This is a genomic window from Streptomyces sp. NPDC059477, from assembly GCF_042749375.1.
Lineage (GTDB): Bacteria > Actinomycetota > Actinomycetes > Streptomycetales > Streptomycetaceae > Streptomyces.
In genome coordinates this window covers 1-13,004 of sequence record NZ_JBHYUG010000099.1, presented here as the reverse complement: position 1 = coordinate 13,004, position 13,004 = coordinate 1, and the positions used below count along the sequence as shown (strand labels likewise).

Here is a 13,004-nt window from a genome sequence, read left to right as displayed (position 1 = left end):
CCCTAAGGACTGTACCCCTACTCCTTGCCCCCAGTGCGGAGGAACCCGCCGGGGCGCGCGGGGCCCGGCGGCGGATGCGCGGGCGGATCGGCGGTCCCTACGGCGCTCGCCTACGCTCCTGCCATGGGGTGGGGCGCCAAGGGGGCGGATGTCGAGGGGGCGGACGCCGAAGCGGCTGTCCGTGAGGGGCTGTGGTCCTGGCGGGACATGTCCGTGGCCGCCGCGGCCGGTGCCGCACAGTTGCCCGGCGCCTTCACGCTCTGGTGGATCGTCTCCGCCACGGTCGCCGACGACTACAACAGCGGCTACGGCGGCGCTTTCGGGCTGCTGTGCCTCTTCGTCCTCGCCCCGCTGTACCTGCCGGTACTGGGCACGCTGCACGCCGCCCTCCACACCCTGCCGGCCACCGTCCTGGCGCGGCTCGCCCCCGGACCCCGCCGGGTACGGCACCTCTTGGGCGCCGTGCTCCTCGGCGGGTTCTGGGCCGCAGTGACCGCCCTGCTGTGGGACTGGCCGTTCGTGCCGACGGCCCTGTCCCTGACGGCGCTGGGTGTCCTGCCCGCGCTGGCGGTGGCGTACGCGCGCAGGCGCGCGCGGGTGGGCCGGCGGCCCCCGAGGCTTCTCGGCGGCTGGGGCGGCGCGGCCCTCGCCGCACCGCTGCTCCTGCTGGCCGCCTTTCCGGCCGGACTGCTCGCCACGAGCACCGGCCTGATCGAGGAGTACGAACCCCCAGTCCTGTCCGTCGCCGATCTGACCGGCGAGTGGCACGGCGACGACGGCGCGGTGCTCAGGCTCGACTCCTCGGGACGGGCCGAACTCACCGCGCTGCCCGCCGAACCGGACCCCGCCATCGACGCCGACTCGCACATGTCCGACACCGGCCTTGAATTCGTGCGCTGCGCGGGCGGCGGGACCTGGCTGCTCGATCGCGAAGGACGCCACGACGCATACGGCGGTACGGAAGCCGGCGTACGGGACGGTGTGGTCGTACGGCTGGACGGCAGCTGTGGGCAGGACACGTACTGGACGATCGGCGGGACGGAACGGGAGCCGGAGCTGTTCGTGCGCTTCGGGGACCCGGACGCGGGGGAGTTGTGGATTCTGGTGCCGGGCGGGTGACCGAGGGCGAGCGGGCGGTGGCGGAGTCCGGCCGTCACCTCACCACTCGGGACACCCGCAGTGTCTTGTTCTCGGCGATGGACCTGGCGATCTTCTGGGCGTCGAGGGCCAGTTCGCGGAGGTTGCCGCTGATGGGGTTGGTGAATCCGGTGAAGTAGAGGCCGGGGGCGTCACGGGGGGTGCGGGAGCCGTGGGTGACGGGTCTGCCTCGGTCGTCCAGGACGTCGAGGTGGCCGATGAGCCCCTCCAGGGCGCGGGTGTAGCCGGTGGCGGCGATGACGGTGTCCGGGGAGATCCGTTCGCCGCCGGTCAGCAGTACGTCCGCGCCCTCGAACCCGTCGACGGCGGCCACGATCTCGACCCTGCCCTTGCGGACGGCGTCGATCAGGCCGACGTCCTGGACCGGGATCGCGCCCTCCCGGACCCTGCTGTACAGGCCGGTGCCGGGGCGGGGCAGACCGTGGGCGGTGAGGTCGGGGACGCTGAGCCTGGCGAGCGGCCGGGCGAGCCGGTCCACCAGGCCGACCGGCAGCCGGCGTACCAGCACACCGGTGTACTGGGCGGCCCAGCCGGCGGTGGAGCGGCGGACGATGTGCGGCGCGGTGCGCACGGCCAGCCGTACCCGGGCGGCGCCGCCCTCGACCAGGTCGACGGCGATCTCGGCGCCGGTGTTGCCGACACCGACGACGAGGATGTCATGGCCGGAGTGCGGGGCGGGGGCGCGGTACTCGGCGGCGTGCAGGAGGCTGCCGGTGAAGGTGTCGCGGCCGGGCCAGTCCGGGAGGTGGGGGGTGTGGTTGTAGCCGGTGGCGACGACGACGGCGGCGCCGGTCAGTTCGCGCCCGCCGGTCGCGCGCAGCAGCCAGCCGGTGCCGTCGGGGGCGGGTTCGACACGGGACACCTCGACGCCGGTGACGATCTCCAGCTCGTGGTGCTCGGCGTACTTCTCCAGATAGCGCACGACGTCGTCACGCGAGACCCAGCGGCCGAACCGGCGCGGCATCGGCAGCCCGGGGAGGGCGGAGAGCCGCCGGGTGGTGTGCAGGTGCAGCCGGTCGTAGTGCGCCCGCCAGGACGCGCCCACGCGATCCGCCCGCTCCAGCACGACGGCCCGTACACCCCGGGCCCGTAGCGCGTACGCGGCGGCGAGTCCGCCCGGGCCGCCGCCGATGACGTAGACGGGGTGGCCGGGGGGTTGCGCGGAGGTGCGGGGGGCTGAGTCCGGCTCCGGCGGAGACTCCGACTCCGACTCCGGCTTCGGCGCCAACTCCGGCGTCAACTCCGGCTTCGGCGCCAGCTTCGGCGCCAACTCCGGCTTCGGCTCGGCGGGTGCTTCGGTGGGTGGCGCGGAGTGCTGTGCGGAGTGCGGTGCGGGGTCGTGCCCGGCGGTGGCGGGCACTGTGGGGTCGGCCATGGTCGGAGCGTAATCACCCCTTGGGTTGATGGGTCTCGGTCAAGACCGGAATTGATTGCGGGTTGGTCACGCATGGCGTGATTTGTGTAGGACTGCTTCCGGTTTGTTGTCCGGAATTGCCAGTGAGTGGGCAGTGCGTCGGTTGTGGGGCGATGGTGACGTGGTGCGCCGGGTGGCTCCCCGGACCTTGTGGAGAGCTTCCGGATCCGGGCATGCGCTTTGGGTGAACTGACCTGGGTGGTCGGGGCGTTGTGACAGGAGCGGGCGGGGTCGGCTGGTGCGGTGGGTCGTCGGTGGCTGTGCCGTGCCCGCGTGCCAGGACGCGCATGTGAAGGGTGATGACTTGTGAGCGACGAATACAACTCCGATCTGGCCTATGGATCGCCATCCTCCGATTCCTCCGACGGGTCCTATCGAGGCCAGGTCGAAGGAGTTTTCTTCCTGGCCGCCGAGCACACCAAGAAGATGGATAAGATCGCCGGTTTCGTGGAAAATGTGCGGGCCCAGGTGCCCGAATTCCAGGCGGCGCTCGAAAGCGCCGGCGAACTCATCGTGCGGTTCGGCACCCATGAAAAGGGTGGCGCTGCGCAGTGGAACGGGGAAACCCGCAAGGTAACCATCAATCCGGACCACAAGGATGTCAAAGGAAAGGAGAACGAGAGCCGGCTGGTGGGGACCGCCGTGTTCGAACTCCTCAACGCCGCGTCCGACTTCAAACGCCAGGAGTGGGAGCAGTACGCGCTGTCGGGCCAGGTCGAGGAGTGGGCCGCGGCGGCGGGGACGCCGGCGGGGCAGTACTTCGGATATCAGATGGAGATGATCGAGTTCGAGAACGTCCAGCTGCACGGGCAGATCATGGAGAGCCTCGGGATGCAGAGCTCGCGGGCGAACTTTCTCGCCCATCTGCCCCGGGACCCCGATGCCTACTATGCGATCCAGTGCCAGCCGTCGCGGTCCGGTCGCGCACCGCACGTCCATGCCTACGAATATCGCTACAGCTACATCAGGGCGAGCGCCGGTGTTCAGCCGGGCGGTGAGCAGCGGCCCACCGCGGAGCAGGCCGCGCCCGCCACGTATCAGAGCGAAGCCGGGCCTTCCGGGGATCAGAATGTCGCTCTCGCCCAGGCGACCCAGACTTTCTCCCCCACACGGGGAAGCGGCCGGCAGCGCGAATCCAAGCAGGAGAGCGCGTCCCGGAGCGGGGGCGGCAGTTCTTCCCACAAGCAGGGGCGCAAGAGCCGTGGACACGGACAGGGACGCTGACGCTGACGGGGTGACTTCCGCCTCGGTGTCTCCCTACGGCCACAGCAGCTGCCTGCTCCAGCTCTCCCCGGGCTCCCCGTCCCGCTGCGTGCCCCGCTCCCTCCGGTACCGCAGTCGTACGTGTCTGCGCGCCGCGTCGCCCTGGAAGAACTCCACCTCGTCCGGCCGGAGCCGGTAGAGGGTCCAGGTCGGGGCCGGGGCGGCGGGGGACGACTCGGCGAGCGCCCAGGACTCCTCCGACCTGCGCTCCAGCTCCGCCAGGGACGGCAGGACCTCGCTCTGGTGGCCCGTCAGCGCCGCCGCCAGCGCGCCGGTCGAACGGACGTCGAGGTCGGACCGGCTCTCCTTTGGGGACGCCTGCGTCACCGGGCCCCGGACACGGACCTGGCGGCCCAGCACCGGCCAGTAGAACCCGAGCGCGGCGTACGGGGTGACGGCCAGGTCCTGGCCCTTGCGGCTGGTCGAGTGGGTCGCGAAGGACCAGCCGTCTTCATCGACGCCGTGCAGCATCACCGTACGGACGTCGGGACGGCCCCGGTCGTCCACCGTGGCCAGCGACAGCGTGTGCGGCTCCGGCTGGCCCGCCCCCACCGCCTCCGCGAACCAGGTCGCGAAGAGCGGGAGGGGGGCCGCCGGTGCTGTGTCCGGGGTGAACGGGGGGAGGGTGGTCAGCTTCGGGTCCCACACCCGCAGGGACTTCAGCAGCTCCTGAACATCCGGTGCCGCGTCCGGCTTTGATTCCGGTGTTGCTTCCGGTGCTGCGTCCGGTTCTGATGCCGGTGCTGCTTCCGGTGCTGCTGCCGTTTCTGGGGCTGGTCTCAGTTCTGGGGTCGGTTCTGGTTCCCGTTCCATGGGCTGATACTCCTCTGCGCCCGCCCGCTCACCCCGCCGCCCTGTCTCAGATCGCTCCGAGGTCCGAGGACACCCACCGCTCCGGGCGCATCGTGAGGACGACCATCTCGCCGTGGTTCTTCCACGAGAAGTCGACGTACTCCTCCACCTTCTCGGGCCGCAGGTAGCGCGCCGAGACCTCGCGGAGATCCTCGATCGTGGCCGCCTTCGTCTCGACGACCGGGCCCTCCACCGAGACGTAACGGACCGTCGGGTCCGTCTGGTCGACCAGGAGGGTGAAGCGGCCAGCCGCGCTGATCAGCTCGTTCTTCCGGGAGGTGAGGCCGGTCAGGACCCAGATGTCACCGCCCGGCGTGTACTGGTACCAGATCGGCACGGTCAGTGGAGCGCGTCCCGCCCCCGCGTCCACCGCCAGCGCTGCGATATGGGGTTGTGCCAGGAACTGCTCACGCTCTTCGCGGCTCAGGGCCATGTGCGGATCGCCTCCAACGGCTCAATCTACGGAAAGGGGTCATCGGGTCATCGGGTCGTCGTGAGTCACTGTCTCGTGGGTCACAACGGTGTGCGCCCACCCAGTGTTCCGCCCTGAGCCCGGTCGGGTGAGTGAAACTCCCTGACTCCCTGACTCCCTGACTCGCTGACTCCCTGACACCTCAGCCAGCCCCTCGTCCTCGCCCCCAGCCTGGGCCCGTCCTCCACTGGCGCGGCGGTGAGTGCGGCGGCCTAAGTCTCCGCCACCCGGCCGAGCGCCTGCTTGAAGGCGGCGTACGGCTTCTCGCCCAGGGTCTTCGCGTGCCGTTCCTCGATGGCTCGCATGATGGCGGCGGCCGTCTCCATCTGGAGCAGACCGCGGTCGGTGGGGCGGACCAGCTTGGCGCGGCGGTCGGCGGGGTCGGGGGCGCGCTCCACGTAGCCGAGGCGTTCCAGGTCGTCCACGAGGGTGCCGATGACCTGTTTGTGCTGGCCGGACAGGCGGGCCAGTTCGCTGGCGCGGATGCCCTCCGGGCGCAGGTAGGCGAGAACGGCGCCGGTGCGGGGCTGGATGTCGTCGAAGCCCTGGTCGGCGAGGGTGGTGAAGAGTTCCCGCTGGACGGAGAAGAGGACTCGGGCGGCCAGGACGCCGAGGTCCGGTTCGGGGGCCGGGGGTGTTTCCGTTCGGCGGTTCTCCGGCACTGACCTCACCCCTGCCTCCGTGCCATGTGTTCTGACCGGCGAGTTTAGCTGTCCGGTCGGCGGGGCCGCTCGACGTTTTCGCTGCCGCTTGCAATCCCGGGGAGGGTCGCTTACGTTCTAAGTAGTCACTGATGTTGACTATCAAGGTTAGTGACTAAAGAGTGCGCGGCTACGTGTGCGTGGCCGGCCCGATCTCTGAGGAGCCGAAAGATGAGTGAGCGCAGTAAGTACCTGGAGTCGGTCACCCGTGACAACGCCGCGGTGGTTCTGGTCGACCACCAGGTGGGTCTGCTCTCCGGCGTCCGGGACATCCCGGTGGCCGAGCTGAAGCACAACGTGGCGGCGCTGGCGCGGGCGGCGACCGTGCTGGGTATTCCGCTGGTCGTGACCACCACGGCGGCCGACAGCATGTGGGGGCCCACCGCGCCCGAACTGGTCGAGGCGCTGCCCGCCGGGCAGAAGATCATCGACCGGGGTTCGGTCAACGCCTGGCACGACGACCGGGTGCGTGAGGCCATCGAGGCCACCGGGCGTCAGAAGCTGATCTTCGCCGGGGTGTCGCTCGAAGTGTGCGCGGCGCTGCCGGCGTATGCGGCGACGGGGGCCGGATATGACGCGTACGTCGCGCTGGACGCGTCCGGGACGTTCAGCCGGGCCAAGCGGGAGGCTGGGCTCGCCCGGATGCAGCAGGCCGGTGTCATCGTCAGTGACTACGCCACGTTGATGGTGGAGGCGCTGGGGGACAACGGGGTGGCTGAGGCCGGGGCGGTCTATGGTGCGCTGGACATGCCGTTTGCTGTGCTGGTGGGGCAGATGTCTGCGGCGTATCAGTCATGAGGGGTGTGTGTGGGCGCGGGGGTGTGTTGTCGTCGTAGCGTCGTAGCGTCGTGGGGGGTTGGGGTCGGGGGGCGGCTGCGGGTGGGGGGTGGTTGCTCGCGCAGTTCCCCGCGCCCCTGAAAGACACGGCGATGCCCCGACCGGCACCTGCCTCCGACGACCGGCACCTGAGCGAACGGCCCCTGTGTCTCGCGACCCGGAGCTGAGGGAACGGCCCCTGCGTCTGACCACCGGCACTCAAGGGATGGCCCTATCGCTGACCACCGGCACCCACGGGAAGACCCCTGTGTCCGGTCACCGGCACCCACGGGAAGACCTCTGTGTCCGGTCACCGGTGTCCACGGGAACGGCCCCGCTTCTGACCCGGCCGGAGGCTACTTCGTGGGCTTTCTGCCGGTGATGCCCAGGTGGACCAACAGCGCCAGGTTCGGCTTGAGTTCGGCCTGTTTCACTCCCCAGGACTGGAAGCCCTTCTGGTGGGAGGCGACCGCCGCGAGCATGGCGACGATCGCGCCCGCGATGGCGGCCGGGTTGACGTCCTTGTCGACCCGGCCCTTCGCCTTGAGGTCGGCGACGGCGTCGGCCAGGGAGTTGTTCACGGAGTTGAGGATCTTCATACGGAGTTTGTAGAAGCGTTTGTCGCCCTCGGCCGCGCCCAGGTCGATCACCCGCAGGATCGCGTCGTTCCGGCGCCAGAACTCCAGGAATCCGTCCACGAGTTCCTGCGCGGTCTGCCACCCCGCTTTGCCGACCCAGGAGCGGCCCGCGAGCAATTCGGTCAATCCGGCGCCCTCGGCGGCCATTTGCTCGGCGATCTCCAGGACGGCGCCTTCGACGTCCGGGAAGTACTGGTAGAACGTCGCGGGCGAAGTGCCCGCCTTCCGGGCGACATCGATGACTTTGACGTCCCGGTACGGGGAGGAGCTGAGCATCTCGCTGAGGCAGTCGAGCAGCTTCTGCCGGGTCGCCTGCCCACGCCGGCCGGCCACGCGGCCGTCGACGGTACGCACTTGTCCTGTCATGCCGTCAGCTTACCGACGGGTGATCGGAGCGCGATTCGGCCGACTGCAAATGGGGTGCATGGGGGTGCGGAGCGGGCTATTCCTGGTGGGCGGGGTGCCTGGGTCGCCGTTAGTTTGGCGGTATGGCCGAAAACAGTGGATCCGCGCACCCGGAGGCGTACCCCGAGGGCGTCCCGTGCTGGGTGGACGCCCAGCTGCCCGACGTGGCGGCGGGCCAGCGCTTCTACGGTGAGCTTTTCGGGTGGTCCTTCGAGGAGCGGGCGGACGGTTCGGGGGTGTGGGCCCGGCTGGACGGGGAGCCCGTCGCCGGGCTGGGGCGCAAGGCGGACGGGCGGCTGCCCACCGTGTGGACGGTCTTCTTCGCCACCCCGGACGTGGCCGCCCTGGGCTGGCGGATCCGGGACGCCGGCGGCCAGCTGGTCTCCGCGCCGCTGGCGGCCGGGCGGCTGGGCACCGGGGCGCTGGTCGCCGACCCGGAGGGGGCCGTCTTCGGGCTGTGGCAGGCCGGCAGCCACCAGGGGTTCGGCAAGCGGCACGACCCGGGGACGTTCGCGTGGGTCGAGCTGTACGCCCGCGATCCCGGGTCCGCCGACGCCTTCTACAGCGGGCTGTTCGCCGACGCCCTGTTCGCGGAGGGCGCCGAGCCCGACTTCGGGCGGGCGGCGGTCGCCGATGTCTTCGCCGAGGGCATGCCGCCGCACTTCCTGGTCCACTTCCGGGTGCCGGACTGCGCGGCGGGCCTGGAGCGGGTGACCCGGCTGGGCGGCCGGGTGCAGGCCGAGCCGTTCGTGACCTCGTACGGGACCGTGGGCATCGTCACCGACGACCAAGGGGCGTTCTTCGCACTGCTGGAGCGCTGACCGCCGGATTTGCCGTTCCGGCTCGCCCTGAAGCAGCCGGGAGGCCCGGAAAATCGGTCGTTCTTCCTCCCCTCATATGGATAAAAGGCCGGAGACACCCCGATTTGTCACCGGGTTCGCAACCTGGGCGCCGGACAGGAAGAATCGGGGTGCGTGCCGCCATGGCGGTGCGGTGGTGAGACGCTGCACTTCGGTCGCGTCCAGTTGTGGGTGACGCGGCTCGTACGGGGAGGTGGCAGGCAAGTGGTGGATCAGCTGACACAGCACGATCCGCGGCGGATCGGTCCGTTCGAGGTGCTGGGACGGCTGGGTGCGGGGGGCATGGGGCTGGTCTATCTCGCGCGCTCGGCGTCCGGGCGCCGCGTGGCGATCAAGACGGTGCGCACCGAACTCGCCGAGGACCAGCTCTTCCGGGTCCGCTTCACCCGCGAGGTCGAGGCGGCCCGCGCGGTGTCCGGCTTCTACACGGCCGCCGTGGTCGACGCCGACCCCCGGGCCGCGGTGCCCTGGCTGGCGACCGCGTACGTCCCCGCGCCCTCGCTGGAAGAGATAGTGAACGACTGCGGGCCGATGCCCGCCCAGGCGGTCCGCTGGCTGGCCGCCGGGGTCGCCGAGGCCCTCCAGTCCATCCATGGCGCCGGGCTGGTGCACCGGGACCTGAAGCCGTCCAATGTGCTGGTCGTGGAGGACGGGCCCCGGGTGATCGACTTCGGGATCGCCTCCGGTGTCTCGAACACCCGTCTGACCATGACGAACGTCGCCGTCGGCACCCCCGCCTACATGTCCCCCGAGCAGGCCAAGGACTCCCGTTCCGTCACCGGGGCCAGCGATGTCTTCTCCCTCGGCTCCACCCTCGTCTTCGCCGCCACCGGTCACCCGCCCTTCCACGGCGCCAACCCGGTCGAGACGGTCTTCATGCTGCTGCGCGAGGGCCCGGACCTGGAGGGCCTGCCCGGCGAACTGCGCCCGCTGATCGAGTCCCTCATGCAGATGGACGCCACCGCCCGGCCCAGCCCCGCCGACCTCCAGGCCCAGCTGGCGCCCCATCTGTTCGGCTCCGGCTCCGACGACAGCGGTACGGCCTCGGCCTGGCTGCCCGAGAAGGCGGTCACCCTGATCGAGACCCGGCGCGGTGGCCGCCCCGCCGTCAGACCCGCCCCGCACGGCGGACGCAGCGCCGGAGGCCGCCCCCCGGTGCCGCCCCCGCCCTCCCACGCGCCCCCGCACGTGCCCTCCCACGCGCCACCCGTCCCGCTCCACCCGCCCGTGCCCGGCCCCGCCGGTGCCCCCGACGCCGGGCCGGTCCGGCTCGCCGGGGCCGCCGTACCCATCGGGCCCGGCCCCCGGGTCGCTGACGCCCGCGCCGCCGCCGTCAAGGCGCCCCCGCCCGAGGCCGGCCTGGTGGCCTCCTGGGCCCGCCCCGGCGGCAACGGCGCCCTGTCCGCCGTACCGTCCGCACCGCCCGCGCCCACCGCCGCGCCGCCCGCCGATCCCGCCGGGGGCGGCTGGCGGCCCTGGCGGTTCCGGATGTCCAACGATGTCTGGGGCACCCCGGCCGTCGACGGCGACCTCGTCTACGTCACCTCCTTCGAGGTGCACGCCCTGGACGTGGCGACCGGGCGGCGCCGCTTCAAGACGCGGGACGTGGCCTGGTCCATGGCCGTCGCCGACGGGCGTGTGCACGCCTCCGACGGGCCCACCCTCTTCGCCCTCGACGCCCGCCGCGGCACCGACCTGTGGCGGCTCCAGACCGAGGCCTGGGTGTACTCCCTCAAGGCCGACCGGGGCACCGTCCTCACCGGCACCCGTGGCGGCGGCGTCCAGGCATGGGAGGCGTCCACCGGGCAGAAGCTGTGGGAGCTGGCCGGCGCCCAGACCGACTTCGAGTCCCCGGAGGCCGGCCCCGCCCTGCACGAGGGCACCGCCTATGTCTGGCAGGACGCCCGGCTGCGCGCCCTCGACGCCCGCACCGGCGACGAGCGCTGGTCGTACCCGATCGGCGACGCGGCCTCCTGCGGCGGCGTCCCGGTCCGGATCACCCACGCCTCCGACGGCTTCGTGTATCTCTCCGCGGGCACCCGGGTGCTGGCCATCGACGTGGCGGGCGGCCATGTGAAGTGGCACTTCGAGGCCCCCGCCGTCTTCCTCTCCCCGCCCGCCTTCGCCCCCGGCCCCGCCGTCACGGGCGGCGGTGTCTACCTCGCCGACTACCTCGGCACGGTGTACGCGCTCGACGCCGCCGACGGCCGCGACCGCTGGCGCATCGCCACCGAGTCCCGCGCCTCCGTCGAACCCGTCCTGGTCGCCGCCGGACACGTCCATGTCGGCAGCGGCACCGGCCTCTACACCCTGGACGCCGTCACCGGCACCCCCAAATGGCGCTTCCAGGCGGGCGGTGACATCGTCGGGGCCCCCTCGGTCGCCGAGGGCCGCATCCACTTCGGCTCCACCGACCACCTGCTCTACACCCTCAAGGCCGACGACGGCCGGCTGCGCTGGAAGCTCGCCACCGGCGGCGAGATCACCGGCTCCCCGGTGGTGCGCGACGGCATCGTGTACGCGTGCAGCAAGGACCGCTGCGTCTATGCCCTGGACGCCGAGAAGGGCACGGGGACCGCCCGCACGGCCTGAACCGGTCCGGACGGGCAGCGACTCCGCGTCCGAGTCCCGCCCTCATCTGTGGCCACTCGCATGTGCGTTCACTAGTGCACGGATAAAATGCCCGCATGTTCGCACGGGGGCAGTTTCTCAAGTTAACAGCGGTGTCGGTGCTCGTGATGCTGACGCTGACGGGGTTCTCGAACAAGACCGGGGGCACGAGCGGCAAGGGCAAGAGCGGCAAGAGCAGTAGCAGCGGTGGCGGTGGGGGCGGGTGCAGCAGCTCCAGCCAGGACCATGACAGCTCCTCCTCGTCCGGCGGGGGCTCCACCACGGGCGGCTCCACCACCGGTTCCACCACCGGCTCCACCACCAGCGGGGGCACCTCGGGCGGCGGTTCCACCGCGCTCAAGGACGGGGTGGCGGTCGTGCTGAGCTGCGCCGGCGCCAAGCAGCCGTACGCGACCGTCGAGGTCAGGAACCCCAACGTCAGCGCGGCCGAGTTCGAGATCGCGGTCCACTTCCGGGACGCGGAGGGCCTGGAACTCGACGTCTCCGAGGTGACGGTCGCCCTCTCCGGCAAGGAGAGCGAGACCGTGGAGGTGCCCGTCGCGGTCTCCTTCCCCTCCCAGGTCGACGAGTGCCTGCTGTACGAATCCGACCCCGACGCGATACCGATCGACTGACCCACCCGCGCACCCTCGCCCGTTCCCTGACCCGCTCCTCCAGTCCCTGCGGACCATCCGGCGAGGGACGCGACCTCTCCGCACCGCGGCTGGTGGAGCGGCTGCTGGGCCTGCGCCCCGACGTGGCCGACGTGACGGTGTTGGTGTCGCTTTCGGGGTCGCCCGGGTATTGATATCGGCGGGGTATCGCCGCATACCGGATGGATCCTTCACGCCGGTGGCGGTCCCGGGTTGGCTTGAGGGCCGGGGCACCGGTCCCGGTGCCCGGTCAGCAGCCCGAGAAGCGAGAGAAGTCCGTGACAACCCATTCCCGCCCCACCGTCTCCATCGCCTACCACTCCGGCTACGGCCACACCGATGTGCTCGCGGAAGCGGTCCGTGCCGGGGTGGCCGGTGCCGGGGCCGACGCGCGGCTGATCCGGGTCGACGAGATCACCCCCGGCCAGTGGTCCGAGCTGGACGACTCCGACGCGATCGTGTTCGGGGCGCCCACCTACATGGGTACGGCGTCCAGCGCCTTCCATGTCTTCGCCGAGGCCACCTCGAAGCGGTTCGGGGGCGTGTGGCGGGACAAGCTGGCCGCCGGTTTCACCAACTCCGGGGCGAAGAGCGGCGACAAGCTGCACACCCTCCAGTTCTTCACCGTGCTCGCCGCGCAGCTCGGCATGAACTGGGTCAGTCTCGGCCTCCAGCCCGGCTGGAACAGCTCCCAGGCGTCCGAGCACGACCTCAACCGGCTCGGCTTCTACCTCGGGGCCGCCGCGACGGCGGTGACGCCCAGCACCAGGGCGAACGTGGCGAGGATCTTCTGGGTGAGGCTCACTTCGGCTCCTTCGGAGCGGTGGGTTGGAGCAAGGAGATGGAACAGGGCGGTCGGTCGGCGCGGGGAGTCGCGGATGCCGATGACGCTAGCGACGAGGGGCCGGTGAGGCGAGGAGCGAGACGCGGTCCCGCCATGATTCGGCCGGGACCCGCCCCTTGACACCCCCCGGCCCGCCCCCCCGAAGACCACGGCTCCGAAGACCACGGCCCTGAAGACCACGGTCCCGAAGACCACGGCCCTGAAGACCACGGCCCCGAAGACCCCGGCCCCCGTCCCGGGGGGGGGGCGGGGCCCCCCCCCCCCCCCCCCGCCGGGCCCCCCCCCGGGGGGGGGGGGGTTGGCGGGGGGGGGGGGGGC

General features: G+C 71.5%; 12 protein-coding genes. 7 read left to right on the top strand and 5 right to left on the bottom strand.

Annotated elements, in window-relative coordinates; genetic code table 11:
• Nucleotides 1–123 precede the first annotated feature (123 nt).
• Entirely contained in the window at nt 124–1,119 is a 996-nt protein-coding gene (locus ACFXAZ_RS32945; RefSeq protein WP_384598607.1) for a hypothetical protein, read from the top strand.
• A 34-nt stretch (nt 1,120–1,153) separates the two neighbouring features.
• Here the strand turns inward: ACFXAZ_RS32945 and ACFXAZ_RS32940 are convergent, their stop codons facing one another.
• Nucleotides 1,154–2,533 (bottom strand): flavin-containing monooxygenase, encoded by a 1,380-nt coding sequence (locus ACFXAZ_RS32940; protein WP_384598605.1) that lies wholly within the window; start codon nt 2,531–2,533, stop codon nt 1,154–1,156.
• Between the two features lie 345 nt (nt 2,534–2,878).
• Here ACFXAZ_RS32940 and ACFXAZ_RS32935 point away from each other — a divergent pair, with 345 nt between their 5' ends.
• Nucleotides 2,879–3,796, top strand: a complete 918-nt coding sequence (locus ACFXAZ_RS32935) for a hypothetical protein (protein WP_384598603.1) — start codon at nt 2,879–2,881, stop codon at nt 3,794–3,796.
• A gap of 33 nt (nt 3,797–3,829) precedes the next feature.
• On the opposite strand, the gene ACFXAZ_RS32930 is transcribed toward ACFXAZ_RS32935, so the two are convergent.
• The 3 genes from ACFXAZ_RS32930 to ACFXAZ_RS32920 form a co-directional block, all read right to left on the bottom strand.
• Nucleotides 3,830–4,483, bottom strand: coding sequence for a pyridoxal 5'-phosphate synthase (locus ACFXAZ_RS32930; RefSeq protein ID WP_384598601.1), 654 nt, complete (start codon nt 4,481–4,483; stop codon nt 3,830–3,832).
• 211 nt (nt 4,484–4,694) lie between these two features.
• Nucleotides 4,695–5,120, bottom strand: a complete 426-nt coding sequence (locus tag ACFXAZ_RS32925) for a pyridoxamine 5'-phosphate oxidase family protein (RefSeq protein ID WP_384598599.1) — start codon at nt 5,118–5,120, stop codon at nt 4,695–4,697.
• A 251-nt stretch (nt 5,121–5,371) separates the two neighbouring features.
• Complete coding sequence (locus ACFXAZ_RS32920) at nt 5,372–5,830, bottom strand: MarR family winged helix-turn-helix transcriptional regulator (RefSeq protein ID WP_384598597.1); 459 nt, start codon at nt 5,828–5,830, stop codon at nt 5,372–5,374.
• A 201-nt stretch (nt 5,831–6,031) separates the two neighbouring features.
• On the opposite strand from ACFXAZ_RS32920, the gene ACFXAZ_RS32915 reads away from it, so the two are divergent.
• Nucleotides 6,032–6,658, top strand: a complete 627-nt coding sequence (locus tag ACFXAZ_RS32915; protein ID WP_384598595.1) for an isochorismatase family protein — start codon at nt 6,032–6,034, stop codon at nt 6,656–6,658.
• 374 nt (nt 6,659–7,032) lie between these two features.
• Here the strand turns inward: ACFXAZ_RS32915 and ACFXAZ_RS32910 are convergent, their stop codons facing one another.
• Nucleotides 7,033–7,668: a TetR family transcriptional regulator gene (locus ACFXAZ_RS32910; RefSeq protein WP_384598630.1), complete on the bottom strand. Its 636-nt coding sequence runs from the start codon at nt 7,666–7,668 to the stop codon at nt 7,033–7,035.
• 134 nt (nt 7,669–7,802) lie between these two features.
• Here ACFXAZ_RS32910 and ACFXAZ_RS32905 point away from each other — a divergent pair, with 134 nt between their 5' ends.
• The 4 genes from ACFXAZ_RS32905 (at nt 7,803) to ACFXAZ_RS32890 (ending at nt 12,753) form a co-directional block, all read left to right on the top strand.
• Nucleotides 7,803–8,540, top strand: a complete 738-nt coding sequence (locus tag ACFXAZ_RS32905) for a VOC family protein (protein WP_384598594.1) — start codon at nt 7,803–7,805, stop codon at nt 8,538–8,540.
• Between the two features lie 243 nt (nt 8,541–8,783).
• Complete coding sequence (locus tag ACFXAZ_RS32900) at nt 8,784–11,171, top strand: PQQ-binding-like beta-propeller repeat protein (RefSeq protein WP_384598592.1); 2,388 nt, start codon at nt 8,784–8,786, stop codon at nt 11,169–11,171.
• Between the two features lie 95 nt (nt 11,172–11,266).
• The gene (locus ACFXAZ_RS32895) at nt 11,267–11,824 is read left to right on the top strand and encodes a hypothetical protein (RefSeq protein ID WP_384598590.1); all 558 of its coding nucleotides are present in this window, start codon (nt 11,267–11,269) and stop codon (nt 11,822–11,824) included.
• A gap of 296 nt (nt 11,825–12,120) precedes the next feature.
• Nucleotides 12,121–12,753, top strand: a complete 633-nt coding sequence (locus ACFXAZ_RS32890) for a flavodoxin family protein (protein WP_384598588.1) — start codon at nt 12,121–12,123, stop codon at nt 12,751–12,753.
• Nucleotides 12,754–13,004 lie beyond the last annotated feature (251 nt).